The 19,891-nt window shown below is 42.7% G+C and carries 17 protein-coding genes; 4 read left to right on the top strand and 13 right to left on the bottom strand.

Features of this window, described 5'->3' with window-relative positions:
• Positions 1–48: 48 nt before the first annotated feature.
• The 7 genes from AAA942_RS13720 to bshC all read right to left on the bottom strand — a co-directional run bounded on the left by AAA942_RS13720 (position 49) and on the right by bshC (position 11,957).
• Positions 49–2,841 carry a 2-oxoglutarate dehydrogenase E1 component gene (locus AAA942_RS13720; protein ID WP_338220852.1) on the bottom strand — a complete coding sequence of 931 codons (2,793 nt, stop codon included), beginning with the start codon at positions 2,839–2,841 and terminating at the stop codon, positions 49–51.
• A gap of 138 nt (positions 2,842–2,979) precedes the next feature.
• On the bottom strand, positions 2,980–3,732 hold the full coding sequence (locus AAA942_RS13715; protein ID WP_338220851.1) for a hypothetical protein: 753 nt from the start codon (positions 3,730–3,732) through the stop codon (positions 2,980–2,982).
• Positions 3,733–3,933: 201 nt separating this feature from the next.
• The gene (locus tag AAA942_RS13710; protein WP_338220850.1) at positions 3,934–5,583 is read right to left on the bottom strand and encodes a SusD/RagB family nutrient-binding outer membrane lipoprotein; all 1,650 of its coding nucleotides are present in this window, start codon (positions 5,581–5,583) and stop codon (positions 3,934–3,936) included.
• Positions 5,584–5,601: 18 nt separating this feature from the next.
• A complete protein-coding gene (locus tag AAA942_RS13705; RefSeq protein WP_338220849.1) occupies positions 5,602–8,853 on the bottom strand; it encodes a SusC/RagA family TonB-linked outer membrane protein in 3,252 nt (1,083 codons plus the stop codon).
• Between the two features lie 445 nt (positions 8,854–9,298).
• Complete coding sequence (locus AAA942_RS13700) at positions 9,299–9,805, bottom strand: hypothetical protein (RefSeq protein ID WP_338220848.1); 507 nt, start codon at positions 9,803–9,805, stop codon at positions 9,299–9,301.
• Positions 9,806–9,816: 11 nt separating this feature from the next.
• On the bottom strand, positions 9,817–10,398 hold the full coding sequence (locus tag AAA942_RS13695) for a 5-formyltetrahydrofolate cyclo-ligase (protein WP_338220847.1): 582 nt from the start codon (positions 10,396–10,398) through the stop codon (positions 9,817–9,819).
• On the bottom strand, positions 10,395–11,957 hold the full coding sequence (gene bshC / locus AAA942_RS13690) for a bacillithiol biosynthesis cysteine-adding enzyme BshC (protein ID WP_338220846.1): 1,563 nt from the start codon (positions 11,955–11,957) through the stop codon (positions 10,395–10,397). The genes AAA942_RS13695 and bshC overlap by 4 nt, the downstream gene beginning before the upstream one ends.
• 182 nt (positions 11,958–12,139) lie before the next feature.
• On the opposite strand from bshC, the gene AAA942_RS13685 reads away from it, so the two are divergent.
• The 4 genes from AAA942_RS13685 to AAA942_RS13670 all read left to right on the top strand — a co-directional run bounded on the left by AAA942_RS13685 (position 12,140) and on the right by AAA942_RS13670 (position 15,259).
• Entirely contained in the window at positions 12,140–13,381 is a 1,242-nt protein-coding gene (locus tag AAA942_RS13685) for a M16 family metallopeptidase (RefSeq protein ID WP_338220845.1), read from the top strand.
• Entirely contained in the window at positions 13,378–13,860 is a 483-nt protein-coding gene (ispF, locus tag AAA942_RS13680; protein ID WP_338220844.1) for a 2-C-methyl-D-erythritol 2,4-cyclodiphosphate synthase, read from the top strand. Before AAA942_RS13685 ends, ispF begins: the two co-directional genes overlap by 4 nt.
• Positions 13,857–14,549 carry a tRNA (5-methylaminomethyl-2-thiouridine)(34)-methyltransferase MnmD gene (mnmD, locus tag AAA942_RS13675; protein ID WP_338220843.1) on the top strand — a complete coding sequence of 231 codons (693 nt, stop codon included), beginning with the start codon at positions 13,857–13,859 and terminating at the stop codon, positions 14,547–14,549. The genes ispF and mnmD overlap by 4 nt, the downstream gene beginning before the upstream one ends.
• Before the next feature lie 239 nt (positions 14,550–14,788).
• Positions 14,789–15,259, top strand: coding sequence for a Clp protease ClpB (locus tag AAA942_RS13670; RefSeq protein WP_338220842.1), 471 nt, complete (start codon positions 14,789–14,791; stop codon positions 15,257–15,259).
• Here the strand turns inward: AAA942_RS13670 and AAA942_RS13665 are convergent.
• The 6 genes from AAA942_RS13665 to AAA942_RS13640 form a co-directional block, all read right to left on the bottom strand.
• Positions 15,252–15,764 carry a hypothetical protein gene (locus AAA942_RS13665; protein WP_338220841.1) on the bottom strand — a complete coding sequence of 171 codons (513 nt, stop codon included), beginning with the start codon at positions 15,762–15,764 and terminating at the stop codon, positions 15,252–15,254. The genes AAA942_RS13670 and AAA942_RS13665 overlap by 8 nt on opposite strands.
• Before the next feature lie 80 nt (positions 15,765–15,844).
• Entirely contained in the window at positions 15,845–16,507 is a 663-nt protein-coding gene (locus AAA942_RS13660; RefSeq protein WP_338220840.1) for a phosphatidylserine decarboxylase family protein, read from the bottom strand.
• Between the two features lie 68 nt (positions 16,508–16,575).
• A complete protein-coding gene (locus tag AAA942_RS13655; RefSeq protein WP_338220839.1) occupies positions 16,576–17,853 on the bottom strand; it encodes a Glu/Leu/Phe/Val family dehydrogenase in 1,278 nt (425 codons plus the stop codon).
• A 67-nt stretch (positions 17,854–17,920) separates the two neighbouring features.
• Positions 17,921–18,760: a phosphatidate cytidylyltransferase gene (locus AAA942_RS13650; RefSeq protein ID WP_338220838.1), complete on the bottom strand. Its 840-nt coding sequence runs from the start codon at positions 18,758–18,760 to the stop codon at positions 17,921–17,923.
• Complete coding sequence (locus AAA942_RS13645; RefSeq protein WP_338220837.1) at positions 18,744–18,950, bottom strand: putative signal transducing protein; 207 nt, start codon at positions 18,948–18,950, stop codon at positions 18,744–18,746. The genes AAA942_RS13650 and AAA942_RS13645 overlap by 17 nt, the downstream gene beginning before the upstream one ends.
• Positions 18,925–19,878 (bottom strand): CPBP family intramembrane glutamic endopeptidase, encoded by a 954-nt coding sequence (locus tag AAA942_RS13640; protein ID WP_338220836.1) that lies wholly within the window; start codon positions 19,876–19,878, stop codon positions 18,925–18,927. Before AAA942_RS13640 ends, AAA942_RS13645 begins: the two co-directional genes overlap by 26 nt.
• Positions 19,879–19,891 lie beyond the last annotated feature (13 nt).

Below are 19,891 nucleotides of genomic sequence, written 5' to 3'. Positions count from 1 at the left end.
AATGAATTTATGGATTGGAGTCAAATTGGCTCCGGTAAAGGAATAAGATTATACTTTTAGCGCTTGAGAAACAATGTTCTTTTGCTCTTCTACGTGGACTTTGTTGTAACCGGTCGCAGGGGATGCACTTGATTTTCGAGCAATGACCTGCATCGGTAGTTCCTTGTATAGCAATCTCAAAATGTAATTCCAATATCCCATATTTTCAGGTTCTTCCTGTACCCATACGACTTCAGCCCCTTTGTATTGGGTTAAGACTTCCAGAATTTGTTTTTTAGGAAGTGGATGAAGCTGCTCAATGCGGATGATAGCTACATTCTTGATTTTTTCTTTTTCTCTTGCTTCTTCCAAATCATAGTAGACCTTTCCGGAACAAAGGATCACCTTTTTGGCATCTTTTGCCGACACGGTTGTATCCGGCAGCACTTCCCTGAATCTTCCTGAGGTAAATTCAGAAAGAGGAGAAATCACTTTTGGATGCCGGAGCAGTGACTTTGGTGACATGACAACACATGGTTTTCTAAAGTCCCAAGTCAATTGTCTTCTCAGCAAATGGAAGAAATTGGAAGGTTCAGTCACATTGGCTACGATCATATTGTACTCGGCAGAAAGCTGAAGGAAGCGCTCTGGTCGGGCATTGGAGTGTTCTGGACCTTGACCTTCATAACCATGAGGGAGCAGCATGACGATCCCATTTTGCTTTTGCCACTTGGATTCACCAGAGGAAATAAACTGGTCTATCATGGTCTGGGCTCCATTGGCAAAATCCCCAAACTGTCCTTCCCAAATAGTCAGGGAATTTGGATTAGCCATCCCATATCCATATTCAAAACCCAATACTGCATACTCAGACAAAAGGGAATTGTAGATATGAAACTGACCCTTTCTCTCCTTCATTTCCTTTAGAGAATTGTAAGGTTGGTTGGTATTGGCATCGTGAATGACTGCATGTCGATGGGAAAAGGTACCTCGCTGAACGTCCTGTCCAGTGATTCTCACAGTTTTTCCTTCCAAAAGCAAAGAGCCATAAGCTAAGAGCTCAGCAGCTGCCCAGTTCAATTCTTTGGATTCAAAGAACATGTCCTTTCTTTGCTTCATCTGAACCTCAATCTGCTTAATCGGCTTAAATCCTTTCGGAATAGTAGTTAAGGCCTCTGCAACTTTGGTGATTTGATCTTCTTGAATACCTGTCTCAGGAGATTGCTCGAAATCTTCAGGCTTGGACCGGCGAAGATTTCCCCATTCTCTTTCAAACTTCGTAGCTTGATAAGGCAAAGGTTTTTCTTTTACCATATTCAGACGATCCTGCAATAGTTGTCTGAATTCCTCATCCATTTGAGCAGCTATTTTGGCATCAAAATCACCCCTCTCAGTCAATCTTTTAATGTAGATCTCTCTTGGATTGGGATGCTTGGAAATGATATTGTACAGCTCTGGCTGAGTAAATTTAGGCTCGTCGGACTCGTTGTGACCATGTCTTCTGTAGCAAACCATGTCAACGAAAATGTCCTTGCTGAATTTTTGACGGAATTCCGCAGCCAACTTAGCCGCAAAAACAACGGCCTCAGCATTATCTCCATTCACGTGAATTACAGGCGCATCGATAATTTTGGCTACATCTGTACAATAGATCGAGGAACGGGCATCGTCAAAGTCGGTAGTAAAACCTACTTGGTTATTGATTACAAAATGGATGGTGCCTCCGGTATTGTATCCTTTCAAACCAGCCATTTGGGTTACTTCATAAACTATGCCTTGTCCGGCTACTGCAGCATCACCGTGGATCAAAATTGGAAGAGCTTTTTTAGCATTTCCTTGATGCTCTGAGTCAATCTTCGCGCGAATAAATCCTTCAACCACGGGATTTACAGCTTCGAGGTGAGAAGGGTTAGGGGCAAGCTTAAGGTGAACCTTGTTGTCTTCAGGAGTAACGATATCGGAGGAATAACCCATGTGATACTTCACATCCCCATCACCCATTGTTAAATCCGGCTTGGCAGTGCCTTCAAATTCAGAAAAAATCTGCTCATAGGTTTTCCCCATGATATTTGCCAAGACATTGAGACGTCCCCGGTGAGCCATTCCTATCATCACTTCTTCCACTCCATTTTTTGCCGCGGTATTGATAACAGCGTCCAAAAAAGGGATAGTACTTTCACCACCTTCAAGTGAAAACCGCTTCTGACCCAGATATTTGGTATGAAGGAAGTTTTCAAATACAACAGCTTGGTTCAGCTTAAATAAGATTCTTTTCTTCTCTTCAACAGAAGGGTTGAAGGCCAAAGCTTCTTTCTCTACTTTGGTTTTGAACCAATCCAGCATTTCCGGATCACGGATATACAGATATTCAAAACCCATCGGACCCTCATAGATAGTTTTTAGGGCAGAAATGATGTCTGAAAGTTTTGCGCTTCCTATTCCGATTTCATTTCCAGCCTGAAATACTGTATTCATATCCGCATCTCCCAATCCAAAATCCTGAGGATCGATCAAGGCTTTTCGATCGCGACGCTCTCTGACCGGATTGGTCTTTGACCTCAAATGAGCTCGGGATCGATGGGCGTGAATTAGAGCGCGTACCTTAATTTCCTTGGGCAGCTGCTCCATATCCATAATTGTCCCCGGAGTGGCCAATGAACCATTTTTTGGAAGAGAAGAAGAGCTTGCGACTGAGGAAGAAGAACCATTTTCTTCCTCACCGTAATTGGCAAGGGCAAAGTCAAATCCTTCAAAAAACTCTTTCCAGCTTGGGTCTATTGAGGAAGGGTCATTTTTGAACGAAGAGTATAACTCATCGATGTAGGAAACATGCGCATTGGCGATGTATGAAAATTTATCCATGGTGTGTTTTTGAAAGCCTAACAAAACTAGGATCAAATTGTTAGATTAAAAAACCGCTTATTTGTTTTAGCAAATATTCATATAAAAAAAGAAAAGCAGCGCCAAATAACGCTGCTTAACCAATCCAAAAGGATTAGACTATCTGAAATTAGGCCAAGGCTTACCAGCGTTAGACTTAACTTCAACAGTTCCAAACTCTCCATAGGTATTTTCCCATTCAAGAGTCAATACTTGAGGAGTAGAACTAATTACAGTCATAGAGTAAGAATCTCCAAATCTATCAGTACCAGACATGGACAGTACATTACAAGCATCGTTGATTCTCACGTTTCCGTTACCCCAAGGAGTACCAGTGTAGCACACGCTCCAAGCACCGAAGGTACCATCAGAGAGGGTATATGCACCAGGAGTGTTTGCAACTGCTGTCCAGGTAATAGAACCAGAAACTGTACGTCCGCAGAATGTATCAATCTGATCAAACTGGTAAGTACCAGCCAAATCAGAAGGACAAATTACAGACACAGGGTACTGGAACGGAGATGCATAGAAAGGAGCACCCGCAACGTTCGTAGTCACATTGTCAGAGCTGAATCTTCTACCGAACTTGTCATTCAATACCAAACGGAATTCAAAGACATCACCACCTTCAATATCCGCAGGAGTCAAACCTACTGCTGAAATAGCAGCTGAAGCAGACACTTCAAAAGAGGTTCGAAGGAAACGAGAATCAGCGTTTGGCTGAAAATCAGAAGCCTGCAAGGTAGTAACTAGAACATCATTAGCAGGAGTGAATTCCAAACCTACACCCGGAATTAATCTTCTATGTCTTACCCGTACCTCTACAGTTTGAACTGTAGCTCCATCTTCATTATCAACTGCTTCAAGCGTCAAAGCAAATTTAGAATTGGCTAGGTCGAAGAAATTGAACGTTGTGCTTGTTCTCGCAATAGTTCTTAAATAAGCCCCGTTATCGAAATCAGTGTAAGGCACATTAGGCGTTACCGTATCTCTACAGGAGCTTAGAAAGACAAGCGCAATTGCGAGCAAGCCGAAACTATATTTTAGCATTTTCATGTTTTTCTAATTTTTTGGTTAATAAATCCAAGGTGAAGGAGGATTATTATCCCAGAACACCTGCTGAGCTAGATTATCCTTTTGCTTAGCATTGGTATTGGTTACCACGTAGTTCAATGGATAGAAGAAAGATCGGATAAACGGCCCAGGAATTTCTTCCAACGCAGGTTGCATTCTTAAAGGCATACCCGTTCTTCTGTAGAGGTTGTACGATTCTAAACCATTTCCGTAAAGTGCCAACCAATACTCAGTAGCGACTACATTCATCTTCTCGGTGTTGTTTTCAGCAGCATCGTATCTGTCGCCTACAAAGGAAAGGTAGTTATCTCTAGATCGGGTAAACTGATCATCAGGATCAAACGTACGGATTGCGGCACCTTGAGCACTTGCTAAAGCAAAGGTTCTAACAAAATTCATCTGCTTTGTAATCCCCGAAAGCATCAAAGACTTAGCATTTCCAGTTGTACCAAGAGTCAGAGCAGCTTCAGCCAACATAAAGTCCACGTAAGCTGCCAACATGATTGGATGAAGGCCCGCTCCTGCAGCACCCAAGGAAGGATTGTTCACAGGAGCAGCGGAGTTGTCATCAAAACGGCCACCGGCTGGATAAGTACCATAGGCAGTTCTTCTCAAACCATCTGGTGGAATACCATCTGGATCCAAATGATCTCTACCCCAATATCCTCTTGTCCCAGGATTGCAATAAACAAACCCACCAACCAAATATTGAGGAGGAGCAAGCTGAGTAATACACTCTTGCTCATCAGGATTGGTAGTATTTGTCAAAGACTGACGATACATATAATATCTTACACGAGGATCATCAAAACCTTTTTCTTCGGTCAAATGCCACATGTAGAACGTGGACTGATAGTCACCACCACCTGCTGTATATTGACCTGCAAATTTAGGATGTCTGGAATCTGGGTCAGCCTGCGAAGTACCAAAACGGAATACAAAGTCATCCCCTGTACCCAACATATTGTTTTCCGCAATCAGCGCATTGATACCTGCGGTAGAACCAGAAGGATCTACTAAACGCTTGGTCAAGAAATATCTCAACTTCAAGGTATTAACCAGTTTTACCCATCTTGTATAATTTCTGTTATAGAAATAATCATTAGGATTTCCGGCAGAGTTAGCTGTGAAGTGAGCGGCCGCCTCGTTCAAAAGACCAAATGCAGCTTCGTAAATAGAAGCACCTGAATCCACATTAGGGTTAAAGTTTGCCGCATCCAAAGCCTCGGAAAACGGAACATCTCCAAAGGTGTCTACCAGATCGAACAAAACCATGGCCTTGATGGTCTTCGCGATTCCCATGTGACGTTGGAAATTTGATTCTTCAGCCAAAGGAAGAAGAAAGTCAACATCCGCTAAGATTTCCGCATAAGCCCCAACCCAAGTACCATTTTTAGCAGTAGGGGTATACGCAAGTTCATATAGGGCTGAACCTTGGTTGATCATACGGGTAAGTCTCTCCCCGTCATCTGATAAACCAAACCAAAGATCTGTATAATCTAATTGTATCCTGTTCAAAAGAAAATCTGGAGAAGCCGTCTCAGCGTTAACCGCGTTTGGGTTTTCCAAAAGTTCATCCAATTTTTCTTCACATGAAGTGGCAAAAAGCAAGCTGCCTGCCAAGGTCATGCTATATAAAATTCTTTTCATAATAGTGTCTGTTTAGGGTTAGAATGTAAGGGTTAACGTTCCACCCAATCTTCTTGAGCTAGGTCCAGTCACGAAATCAAATCCAAGTCCGTTACCAACACCTGTTCCCAACACGTCCACGTCAAAGTTCATGTTTGGAGGGAAGTTGACAGCCAAGAACCACAAGTTGGTTCCGCTTACTGCGATAGAAGCTCTCTTGAAAGGAGTCTTGGACATCAGGTTATTCGGAAGCTGATAAGCCAAAGACACTTCACGAAGTCTCCACATACTACCATCGAATACGTTTGGCTCATCAGTTGCTCCTTGATAACCGGAGAAGAAGTAGTCAGAAGCAGTAATTTGGTAATCGTTAGGAATGTAGTTTGGAGAACCATCTGCCTTGACACCATCTTGTCTTACACCTGGCATAATGAAGGTCATTTCGCGATCTGCTACTGGGTCTTTGGTTACACCTCGAGCCAATGTTGCAGTAACAGTGTTGGAGAAAACCACACCTTTGTGACGATACTCTAACATGAAGTTGAAGGTAAAGCCTTTATAAGTGAAGTTGTTGATCCAAGAACTAGTCCACTGAGGGTTAGGATCTCCCAATTCTACCAAGTCAACAGCGGCTTTATGCACACCGTTTGAAAGAATGATTGGTTGTCCAGCAAACTCTTGTCCCTCTGGAACTCGGTCAAAGCCAATACCTTTGATAATGTTAAATGGTCTTCCTGGTATGGCGAAGTTACCCAAATTGGTAAATCCATCAACTACAATTTCTTCCAATCCTCCTCCAAGTTCGGTAACAATACTTTGGTACTTAGACCAGTTCAAAGTAGAATTCCACTCAAATCCTGAAGCGGTCGAAATGGGAGTTACTGTTGCTTGGAATTCTGCACCTCTTGTTCTGATATTTCCAATATTGATAAAAGTACTGGTAAAGCCGGTAGACGGGTCAATTGGAGCTTGCGTAATTAAGTCCGAAGTATTTTTCTCATACAGAGAAAGGTCAAATCTTAATTTGTTATTAAACATTACTGCTTCCACACCAAATTCTAATTCACCGATCAATTCAGGTCTCAAATTAGGGTTACCCAATTGGTTTGCTACAGCATGAGTAGCAGTAACACCATTCCTATCAAAAGCACGGGCAGTTTGATTCAAGATGTTTCTTGTCCTGTATGGAGAAGGATAACCTGCCGAGGTACCATATCCTAATCTCAACTTAAGGTCATTGACTGTGGAAGAATTCCAATCAAATGCAGTAGTCGGGATGAAGGAGATAGAAGCTCCAGGATAAATGATACTTCTGTTTTCTGGCTCCAAAGTAGAAGTCCAGTCATTTCTAGCAGCCAAATTCAAGAACAGATAGTCAGAATAATCCAAAGTGATGTTGGTGTACACCCCATATCTTCTTTCTTGGGTAATGAAATTCATGTTGTTCCCTGAATAAGCATCATTACTGGAAGAATTAGTAAAGTTAGAGTGACGGAACAAACCGAAAGCCAACTGGCCTTGAGAGGCTACACCTACTTGCTCGTAGTCGTCAAATCTGGAGTTTCCACCGATCAAAGCACTCATTCCAAATTTCTCAGAGAAGTCTTTTTTCCAGTTGATGATCAAATCCTGATTCCAAATTGTATTGGTAATATTGATTGTTCTATAGTATCCTGAAGTGGTAGCCAATGAGGAGGAAGGCCCTCCTTTGTTGTATCTCAATTCCTGTACCTCAGAGTAGGTATCCAATCCCAATCGGTAAGTAATAGAAAAGTTATCGTTCAAGTCATAGTTTACTGAAGTGGAGTTGAAGAAACGGCTTACGTCTGAAGAATTGACATAGTTTCTTACCAACCAGTTAGGATTAACGATATCATTACCTCCTCTGTAGTATACTGAACTTCTGTCCACCGGATTCTCGAAAGGCAAACCTGCCAAATCCACAGATCTCGGAGTATATAGAACGTGAGCAAATACAGAAGGAATACCACCTGATGGACCGGATCCAAATGCCGCGTTAACCGGAGGAGTCAACAAATTGGTGATCGCATAGGTAAATGAAGAATTCACAGATAGCTTGTCTGTGATGGCTGAATTGATACCCAAACCGAAGTTGAATTTTTCCAAGTCGTTGCCTGGAAGATATCCTTCCTCATCTGTATAACCAAAGCTGGCATTGAATCCGGTGCGATCAGAACCACCTGCAATCTGAACAGAAGTATTGGATACTAAACCGGTTCTGAAGAAAATTTCAGAAGGATCGGCATAAGCCTTATACTCGTACTGCACTGGAGTACCTCCGATAATTCCATCAACCCAAAACTCAGGGAAGGCATTTCTTACAGCCGCAACGGATGAAGTAGCATATGGGTGGTTAACTGTACGACCCTCGTCCATTCTTGGTCCAAAGTTGGAGAAGAAGAATCCAGGAGCTTGCTGGAAACCATTTCCATATACTTGGCCGTAGGTTGGCAAAGAAGCCGCCTCGTTGGCAAAGAAGGACTGGTTAACAGTTACTTCAGCAGCTTTTCTTTTTGACGCACCAGACTTGGTAGTAATCAAGATTACCCCGTTTCGTCCTTGGTCACCGTAAAGTACTGTTGCAGAAAGACCCTTCAATACAGACATGCTCTCGATGTTATTTGGATCGATGTCCAAGAATCGGGAAGAAGTCGCAGCACCACCGGTAGTAAATCCGTTGGCATTGTTGGTGCTGGTGTTGAAAGGAACACCGTCTACTACGAATAGAGGCTGGTTAGAACCAGTTGCGGAAGAGTAACCACGGATTACCATGTTAGTACCGGAACCGGACATACCATTGGTAGAGGTGATGTTTACCCCTGGTACTTTTCCTTGCAATACACGGGCAACGTCAGCTTCAGGGCGATTTTCAAGCTGCTCATTGCCTACTGAAGTTACAGCGTAACCCAGTGCTTTCTTTTCTCTTTCGATACCGATCGCCGTTACTACCACTTCGGATAGTTGAGACGCGTCAGTCGTCAGAGTGACATTCACTACGGAGCGATTGCCAATTGCTTCTTCGACGGACTTGAGTCCGACAAAGGAGAAAATAAGAACATCTGATCCCGCAGGCACATTAATGGAATAATTACCATCCAAATCGGTGGTAGTTCCCACTGTTGTACCCTTCACGAGAACAGTTGCTCCTGGCAACCCTAGTCCGTCTTCCTCGGAAATTACCTGTCCGGTAATTACCCGTTGTTGCGCCGACACCTCAAAACTGAGGGCCATGGTGAAAAGCGCAACAACAAAGAGTAAAGCTTTTCTCATAAGGTATTTAGTTTAGTTGATCCGTAAAGAAAATTTATTCTTTTTTAATTTCAAAAGCGGTAAAAAATTCGTCTGAGCGGAAGAAAAAGCTAATTATTTGGCGCAATACCCTAATATTAACAATTATTAACTGCTTATGGTGGATTTTTTAACATTAGCAAAACAATATTCTGAGAAATCCCAAAAAAGTGAAAAATCAAAAAAAAATTTAAATCGAAAAAAAACTCGGAATCTCTGTCATTTATTGAAAAATTGACTGTTTTTGATGAAAAAAATCACTCAAACCTTATTTTTCAATATAAAATTTTGATTTTTTATATTTTTGACAAATCACCTGAATTCTTTTTTTCAAAAACAAAATATTCATTTCCTTCTTGCACAGTGATTTAGCTTTTTTTTGCAAAAAATGAAAAAACCGGTTCATTTTTTAACCGGTTTTCTAAATTTAGAAGGAATATCTTAACGTGAAGGACGCTTCGTCCCACCAAAGGTCTGTGAAGTCAACAAAATTATATGCAGGCTTCCAATCTAGACTTAAATAGAAGTTAGTATTATAAAAATTATACTCTAATCCTACAATTGCATCTACTCCGAAAGGTCTGTAATCTTCAGTCCCTTTGTATACCCAAGGCGGCTCAGCTTTGGGCTCTTTCCATATTCCATAATGCACTCCTCCACCCACATACCATTCCATCCCACGAAACTCCCTGATATCCATATGATACTCATACAGTAGGCTGGCATTCCAGCCTTTCCATCTATTAAAAACCATCAACTCCAGTGCAGAATGATCTGTCACAAAATGTTTTACTGATCCTCCTAAAGAGGTTCCAGCACGGATTCCCACCATGACATTGTAATCCCTAAAGCTATATTGCGCTTTAGAATGAATGGCAGAAAAGCAAAAAAGGAGGCAAAAAAGGAAAATCCTTAGAAAGTAGCTGTTTTTCAAGAGTAATAGATTTAATGAGAAAAAGTAAAGACTTTTTCCGGTGTAATGCAATAATCAAGAGAAACATCATGGGGTTCGGCTTCTATTTGATCTTCTGGAGAAAAAAAGCTCAAACCCATTTTTACCACCGGTTGATTCATACTTCCCAAAAACGAATCATAATACCCTTTCCCAAATCCTACCCGGTTTCCTTTTATGTCATAGGCCAATAAAGGCACAAATACCAACTGGATTTTGGAAGAAGACACCTGAATGGATTCCTGAGGAACCGGAATCCCCCATTCATCTTCAAAAAACTCAGCTTCCTTTGGCAGCTTCAAAGTCTCCAGCTCTGTAGCGCTTCGGTTCACCCGGGAAGTATATAGAGTTTTCCCGATTTTATCCAGCTCCTCTCTCAGCAGAAAGGTATTGATCTCATTAAACCTGATAATAGGGAAAAACAAGTGAAGATGATTGATTTCAGGGTGCGATTGAAGCCAATCCAGTACTCGATCTGATATAGCTTTAGATCTGCTTTCTACTTCTTCGGGAGAAAACTCCATCCTACGAGCCCGGTAGGAGGACCTCAATTGTTCTTTGGCGCTGGTGATCATTCGTATTGGAAAACAAATAGCTTAAACTCTAATGGATCGAAATTTTTCATCAATTCAGAAATCATCCCTGGATTCTCCAGATAAAACTGCATAAAATTTACCGTCCGCTCCTGAGGCACTCCACCGGGAGCTGCAAAATCCAAAACTGCTCTGGCCCGACTGAGAACCACCTCCTGTCTTCTTTCTTCTGCTTTCCTCAGTTTACCCCCCAAATGGTCTAGAATTTTCAGACTCCGTACCTGTGCCGCGTCGAATGCCGATTTCAGACTCTTTTCCAAGCCTTCGGCTTCCTTTCCTTTTTCCTGAAAAAGATGAATTAGCTTGTTCTTCTCCTCGTCCATGCTGTAATCTATCGAAGCATGGGTCTCTACATAGCTTTTTTTCCATAAGGAATAATCATGAAACAAATCCATTGCTGTCCAGCCCAGTTGATTCATTTTTCTTGAAGTGACTTGATCTACAATAAGACCAAAATTTCTTGGCAATAAAACCGGGAAAGGTGTATGGAAGTGTTCAAAGACTCCTTTGAGCTGCAGCCAATAAACTACCTCTGCCGGACCGCCTAAGTAAGCTAAATTAGGCAGAATCATTTCTTGGTAGAGGGGCCGAAGGACAACGTTTGGACTAAACCGCTCAGGGTGGGCCTGAATCAGGTCCTTCATTTCATTTCCGGAAAAAGAAAGCTCAGTATTCAGCACCTGATACTTCTCTCCCACCTGCTCAATTCGTTCCCTAATTCCTTTATCCAGGTAAAAAAAGTTAATCTCTCTGGGATAAATCTGACTTTTATAGCCTAAATCTTCCAGTCTTTGAGTGTATTCTTCTGCTTGCCGATAAGGCGAATGATGAAACAGATCCTCTTCTATAACTTGAGCAAAGGCCCTTTTGAGATCAGAATGATTTCCGTCTACCACAATCAAACCCTCCTGCCCAAAAAGCCCATCTACATATTTTCTTACAGCCTCAGCAAGAGTTTTACTATTTAAGTAAGCTTCTTTAAATACCTCAGGGGCAAAATGAATCCCTTTCATCCAGTCCCGAAAGCTCTGATCCAGCTCAAAATCCCCTACTGCCCCCGTCTGATTACTGTTCCATTGATACTTTTTGCCATCAAGTTTGAAATAATTGATTTCATCAAAATCGTGATCTTCTGTTGCCATCCAATACACTGGCACAAAGTGATATTGAGGAAATTCGCTCTTCAGTTTCCTTGCCAGATTGATCGTAGAAACAATCTTATATATAAAATATAATGGCCCAGTAAACAAATTCAGCTGATGTCCTGTGGTAACTGTAAAGGTCTTTTGGTCGAGAAGTGATACAATATTGGACTGAACCTCCTCTCTGAGAGAAAGCGATTGATATTGCTCCAATAGAGCATCGTGAAGGATTTTTCTTTTTGACTCCGAAAAGGTTTTGGCTTGTATCGCCTCGCTGAAGCTTTCCAGCCGGGGAAGATGGGTGTAAAATGAACGGAGACTTTCTTTTCCCTCAATGTAATCCAAAAAAAACGATGAAAACTGGCCGGTTTTATCAAGATCAATACAGTACTTTTTCATCTAGAGGTGGAGTGATTTTGGGGAGAGTAACTGAGTCGTTTTGGCCAAAGTTCGTTTTTTTTTCCAAAAATCAGGACATCTTACATCAGTGGCAGTCAGAGAAGGCTAAATTGCTTTTTCTTTCTGAAAAAGAAACAAAATACCCCCTTGAACTTTTTATTTACCCGAAACATTCCCAATTCATGATTCCCTACCAAAGGAACTTCTTGGATAATGGTCTTGAAGTGCTCACCCATCAGGACCCCAACAGCAAGATTGCTGTGTTTAATCTTCTTTATAAAGTGGGTTCACGATTTGAAAAGCCCGGAAAAACCGGTTTGGCTCACTTTTTTGAGCATCTGATGTTTGGAAGTTCGGCAAATGTCCCGGAGTTTGATCGTGCTTTGGAACGGGCAGGAGGATCCTGCAATGCCTTTACCAGCCCGGATATCACCAATTACTACATGACTTTGCCTCCCAGCAATCTTGAGACGGCTTTCTGGCTGGAATCTGATCGCATGCTGCAACTGACTCTTTCTGAAAAAACGGTCGAAACTCAGCGGAAAGTGGTTTTAGAAGAATACAAGCAGCGGTATCTGAATCAACCCTACGGAGATGTCTGGCACCATATGCGAAAGCTCGCTTACGATTCCCATCCTTATCGATGGCCGACCATTGGAGCATCGCTATCGGACATCGAAAACTACACCCAAGAAGATGTGTGGGAATTTTACAAAGAAAATTACTTTCCGGCCAATTCCATTTTGGTTGTGGCAGGCAATATCGATCATCAAGAAGTCCTTCGGCTGGCGCAAAAATGGTTTGGTCCTATTCCAAATCCGGAGTCCAACCTGAAGTCCATAGCCAAAGAATTGCCCCAAACCGGCAGAAAAGCACAGCAATTGGAGGCCCGAGTTCCAACTGATGCTTTATATAAAGCATTCAAAATGCCCGCTCGAGGAGAAGATGGTTATTTGGAAGCGGATCTGATTACCGATTTATTGGGATTTGGCAAGTCTTCCCTTTTGGAGCAGAAACTTGTAAGAAACGGGGACCGATTTGCCTCCGTTGGCGCTTACATTACCGGATCTGTAGATCCTGGCCTTTTGGTCTTTTCCGGAAAAATGGAAAAAAACATCAAGGCAACGCAGGCTGAAGAGGCACTTGATGAAGTTCTGGAGGAGTTTTTAGAAAGCCCCATTTCTGAAAATCAACTTCAAAAAATCAAAAATCAATCAGAAAGCATGAAGGTCTATGAATCGATTCAATTACTCAATCGGGCGATGAATCTGGCCTATTATGCCCACTTGGGAAGTCCTGATATGTATGAGGAAGAATTTGTAAAGAAGTCAGCCCTTAATCCGGACCAAATCCAAACCTGGGCAAAAAAACTACTCGATGAAAATCAATCTTCCGTGATTTATTACCAAGCGCAAGCACTATGACACCATTTAGAATTGGATTTGGGTACGATGTCCATCAGCTCAAGGAAGGATACGATTTCTGGCTGGGAGGCATCAAAATCGACTTTGAAAAAGGAGCCGTGGGGCACTCTGATGCAGATGTATTGATTCATGTGATCTGCGATGCCCTTTTGGGAGCTGCAAACATGCGCAATATCGGCTATCACTTTTCTGACAAAGACCCAAAATTCAAAGGAATTGACAGTAAAATCCTTTTGAAAGAAGTGATGAAAATGATCCGTGAGGCAGGTTACGATGTGGGAAACCTGGATTCCACAGTTTGCCTTCAACTCCCCAAGCTCAATCCACACATTCCTGCCATGAAAACCTGCCTTGCTGAAGTCATGAACGTAAGTGAAGAGGCTCTCTCCATCAAAGCAACGACTTCCGAATGGTTGGGATTCGTGGGCAGGCAAGAGGGGATTTCTGCCTACTGTACTGCATTGATTTATAAGGTATGAGCGAAAAAGTAAAAATCATCACTACCGAGGATGGTTCTCACTCTCTCTATCATGAGGGTCTACAGGAGACGTATCATAGTTTTCACGGAGCTTACCGGGAATCTCTCCATGTTTTCATGATTTACGGGTTGGATGCCTGGCTGGCAAGAAATCCCCGAAAATATCCTATTCGGATTTTCGAGGTGGGTTTTGGCACCGGGTTAAACGCTTGGCTTACCTTGGTGTGGGCTGAGCAGAATAAGATCCCGGTCCTTTACCATACGATCGACCCCTTTCCTCTTTCAAAAGAGATCTATTCCCAGCTCAATTACATTGAGCATGACCACGGCATTTGGCATTACCATAAGTATTTTGAAGCCCTTCATACAGCCCCTTGGAATTCTGGAGGACCTTTGTCGGACTATTTTAATATGAAAAAGGACCAGGTCACCTTGGAGGAGGCGCAGCTTTACCCTATGGATGTGGTCTTTTTTGATGCCTTTGCCCCAAGCAAGCAACCGGAACTATGGGAAAAACCCATGCTGGCCAAAATTGTAGAAAATATGCGTCCAGGCGCTGTCTTTACTACCTACTGTGCAAAGGGACAAGTCAAACGAGACCTGAAAGATCTCGGGCTGGAAGTGGAGACTCTTCCGGGACCTCCCGGAAAAAAGGAAATGACCCGGGGGTGGAAGATCGGCTTGGAGTAGGCAGATGGCAGTTTGCAGTGGACAGTAGGCGGGGAAAGAGTGTAAGTGGTAAATAGTAAGTAGTAAGTTGAAGAAAGCACTCTCTATATGGCTGCTTCTTTATGGGATTTTCACTACTTTTTTTTCAAGTCAGAAGTCTATAATCAGAAAGCTGATAGTTTAACTCGAACAACTGCCTACTGAGAACCGCCTACTGAATTGGCTTGTATTTTGCAAAAGTACACGATAAACGGAAGACTATGCTGATTTTTATATTCACCTTTTTGCTGACTTTGACTCAATCTGCAAACCTGGAAAGTGCCAAACTGGAGAAACTGGTTGCTGAGCGGGAAAGTCTACACCGACAATGGAAGGGCTCAGAATCCATAAAGTCAGGGATTTTTGGAAATCGTACCAAAAAGGACATGATCGAAACCAAAGAATGGTTGGAGAGAATTTTAGCCAAAGACAATCAGATCATGGATGAACTCAAAATGATCGGGGCAATCGAGACCACGGTGATTTCCCAGGAAAAGGATGACTACAAGACCATTACCCTGAGCTTGGAGCAGGACGTTCAGGCCTTAAAAAGGGCCTTATCAGAAAAGGACAAAGAAATAGACGCTGTAATTTCTTCTAGAAGGACCCTGGAATGGACAAGTGTGATTTTTTTCCTTAGCAGCTTGGGTTTGGGATACGGACTTTACCAAAGCAAGAAAAAAATCAATTGACCCGGATATATTCCCTCATCGGAAAAGGCAAACAGTCCTCAGTCGTACCGACACGCCAGCAATCCTCCTGAAATTCAAATCGCTTTTTATCAGGAGAAAATGTAATAGTTCCGGTCGGAATTCTGAAAAAGTCCACAATCCCGGGATTAAGTTGTTCTTTAGTCCCGTAAGGTAGCGCATCTGAATCTGCTCCCCCTCCAAAATAAATCAAGGCGTCTGCATAGTAATATTGGAAAATATCCCCCTCTAGTTTATACCACGAATCAGCAATCAACCTATAACCCAGAGTTGGGCCTGTTTCGGTCTCCCGAACAATCTTCTGAACCCTCATCACGCTATCATTCTTGAAAGTAAGCACCTCCACAAACCAAAGTTCAATTGATTCATCAAAGACCCTATTCTCCCAAGTTCCGGAAATTAAGGGCTGGATAGGTTCTTCAGACTCTTGACAGCCAATAAGGCTTATTACCAACGCGAGAGATAAGGTGTAAAAGAAAGTTTTCATAAAAGTCAGTAGTGATTGTTCTTCGTAATTACGATCGCTACTGTGAATCCGCTACAAAGGATAAAAAAACCAACCTGAAATTAGTGCTTTAATCGGGCAATTGGGGTCCTTCCTCCTTTGGTCACTTGATCCATGGAGACTAAAATCTCCGCATCTAAGGGAAGGTACAAATCCACTCTCGATCCAAACTTGATAAATCCAAATTCCCCGTTTTGCTCCAGCTGATCTCCTTCCTTGACATACCATTTGATCCTTCTGGCCAAAGCTCCTGCAATTTGCCTCACCATGATGGTCACTCCGGATTCGGTCTTTAGCACCATGGAAGTCCTTTCGTTTTCGGTACTGGATTTGGGATGCCAAGCCACGAGGTACTTTCCGGGATGATACTTGAAAAATTCCACCACACCTTTGACTGGTGAGCGATTGACATGCACATTAATCGGAGACATGAAAATAGAGACTTGCTTACGCTTTTCCTTGAGGTATTCATCTTCGAAAGCCTCCTCGATCACTACCACTTTTCCATCAGCCGGGGCATATACCAAGCTATCATCTTTTGGAAGTTTGAAAATTGGGTTTCTGAAAAACTGCAGAATAATCAGATAAAATACCAAGCTTCCCAAAATGGCAACATTTGACCAAAGTCTGGCATCCGGGTAGAAATAGATAATCAGGTAGTTTCCTGCTACCAAAATGATCAAAAGCCAAAATAACAGAACTCTTCCTTCTCTATGTATAGTCATGGTATGAGATAAATAAAGGCGTGGATTCATCATCCACGCCTCAAAGATACTAGATTCTATTAATTGATTTAGAAACCTCCGCGGAAGGTGTAGGTCTTCGCTACTTTGTCTATTGCAACGATGTACGCTGCAATTCGCATTGGAACGTCATATTTTTTGGATGCTTGATACACGTGCTCAAAAGCATCCTTCATGATACGGTCGGAGCGTCGGTTTACCCGGTCGGCAGTCCATTTGTAACCGAGTCGGTTTTGAACCCACTCAAAATAAGAAACAGTAACCCCACCGGCATTAGCCAATATATCAGGTACCGCCATGATTCCTTTGTCATTGATGATGGCGTCTGCCTTGGCAGAAGTGGGACCATTTGCCCCTTCTACGATCAATTTTGCCCTGATTTTGTCCGCATTGGCGGCAGTGATCACGTCTTCAAGTGCTGCAGGCACCAATACATCCACATCCAAAGTCAACAAGTCGCCGGGATTTTCCATCAGGTCTCCCCCTTTGAAGCCTTCCAAAGTTCCATTATTGGCTTCTTTATGCTTGATTGCTTCTTCGATATTGATTCCTTTTTCGTTGTAGAAAGCTCCGGTATGGTCAGAAATCGCGGTGATTTTAAGCCCTCTTTCTTCCAAAAGCTGAGCTGCCCAGCTTCCCACGTTTCCAAAACCCTGTACTGCACAGGTCGCTTGGAAAGGGTTGATTTTTAGTTTTTGCATTGCTGAAAGAGCGGAAACCATTACTCCACGTCCAGTTGCTTCTGTTCTTCCCAAAGAACCACCCAAAACCAAAGGCTTTCCGGTCACCACAGCAGGAACGGTCATTCCGTGTGCTTTGGAATATTCGTCCATCAACCAGGCCATTTCTCTAGGACCGGTACCCATATCCGGTGCAGGGATATCTTTGTCCGGACCAAATACGTCGATCATGGCCATGGTATAAGCTCGCATCAGTCGCTCGATTTCTCCTTTGGACATTTCGCGGGGGTTACATCTTACACCACCTTTACCTCCACCATAAGGAATGTCCACCACGGCACACTTCCAGGTCATCCAAGCTGCCAGTGCTCTTACTTCATCCAGGTGCACATCCGGGGCGAAACGAATCCCGCCTTTTGCAGGTCCGAGAATATTACTGTGAATCACCCGAATCCCTTCAAATACCTGGATTTTTCCGTTGTCCATGGTGATGGGAAGAGAGACGATTACTTGCTTGGCAGGATTCTTCAATACATTGTAGACTTCATCAGAAAGTCCCAGCTTTTCAGCCGCGATATTGAATCTCTCCATCATTGACTCCAATGGATTCTCTTTATCCTTAATTGGGGCCGGTTCAATGTAAGCCATATTGGGTTTGATTATTAAGTGAAATGCGATACAAACTTAAGAGGTTTTTCAGTCTGCCCGTAAAGAATTAAAAGATTTTCAAAAAAGCAGTAATAAATGGGGCTGAGAGTAGCAATCCGTCAAATCTATCCATAAATCCTCCGTGTCCGGGAAGCCCATTTCCGGAGTCTTTGATCTCAATCGAGCGCTTGAACAGAGACTCAATCAAGTCTCCATAAGTACCTGCAATAATGATTATCCCGGCAATGACCAGCCATTTCCAGTCGGCCAAGACGTGGAAATATTGGGAAATCAAGAAAGCTACAACAATGGCTGAAAAAGCCCCTCCGAGAAACCCCTCCCAGGACTTTTTGGGTGAGACCCGCTCAAACAGCTTAGTCTTTCCAAACTTGGTCCCTGCAAAATAGGCCCCGGTATCGCTTGCCCAAAGAATCAAAAGGCATCCAATCAGGATCTCATAATGGTATTCTGCGCCTACGGAAAACACGGCCAGATTCAATAGCGAAAAAGGCACTGCCACATAGAATATTCCCAAATAAGTGAATGCTACCCCTGTGAAAGGCTTTTTGTCGGTCTTTTTATACAATTTGATGAAAAAGGTGAGGGAGACTAAGGGAAAGATCAAATAGAGGTATTCATGGGGAAGCCGCTCTTTTTCGATCATAAAGGTCAGCGTGAAAATCATTAACCCCAAGACAGTACCAAAACTCTTCAGCGGTAACATCCCATCCAAGCCCGAAAGCTTGTAAAACTCCATCTGAGAAAAAGCCAAAATGACTCCAAAAATCAAGAAATAAGTCCAATCGGAATAAATCGATCCACCGACTACAATAAAAGCCCCAATCACCGCGGTGATGGCACGCTGTCCGAGATTGCTGTAATTATTGATATTAAAACGTGATCTCATTTTGAATCAGTTGGAGAGCTATCAGGGCTTGGTCGTGGGGCACAAGTACCTCGAATGTCCCATAAAGTTTATAGACTGTTTCTTTTTTATTGAGAACCACGGCAGGAATCTGATTTTCTTCCAAAACTCCTTTCACTATTTCAGCTCTGATCTGATTTTGATCCTCAAATACCCTGATCCAATTCTGCATTTGTCTTTAGGTTGACTTTTCTAAAGTAAAGGAATCCCAGAATAAGAACCAAAAGCCCAAACAAAGCGGCGGGATAAGAAACTGTATCCGTAGACTCCAAATCAAATTCAAAAGCGCCCTGATTGGAAAAATAGACAATCAAGACTGTGAGCCCGTTATTGAAAATATGAGCTAAAATGGGATACCAAAGACTACCGGAATAATGATACAAATACCCAAACAGAGCACCCAAAAATACCCTTGGGACAAATCCATAAAACTGAACGTGGATTGCTGAGAAAATGATAGCCGTAATCCAGATCCCCCAATGGGCAGATTTGAAATATCCCTGCATCTTGGGCTGAATGAGTCCCCGAAAAAACACCTCTTCTCCCACTCCGGCTAAAACCCCTATCACAAGTACTCCTGCTAAAAGCTCAGGAATAGTCTGGAAATCAGTCAGGTATTTGGTCAATTCCATCAGTTGCGTTTCCATCTCTTTCATCCAAGTCTCCAATCCGGACATGGATTCAGGAAGGGTCAGTTGCGCATTCCAATACACCAAAAGTCCGTTGAAAAGCATCGCACCCAAAGTGATTCCAAGGGCTAAAATCAAATTTTTGGAATTGATTCTTTCACCTTGGATTTCCCAATGTAGATCGGCTTTTTCAATGTATTTCAAAATTATCCATGCCGCAACCCAAAAGCCTATTCCCGAACCGATTCCCTGTACGAAGAGCAAAGCCATCCGTCCATTTGGCACATCATAATTGCCTGACATCAGACCCAAAAGGTCTTCTACAGACAGATTGAAAAGAAAAGGAACAAAGGCCAAAGAAATGGCCTGAAGCAGGATCAGGGTTCCAAAAGTCACTAACACAATGACTACCAAGGACAAAAGCCAGCTTTTGCGTTGGGCGATTTCTGCCTGAGTTTCGTAAATCTCCATATTTGGGCTAAAT

Origin of the sequence: Algoriphagus sp. oki45, assembly GCF_036245605.1 — a bacterium.
GTDB lineage: Bacteria > Bacteroidota > Bacteroidia > Cytophagales > Cyclobacteriaceae > Algoriphagus.
This window is presented reverse-complemented; position numbering and strand designations above follow the sequence as displayed.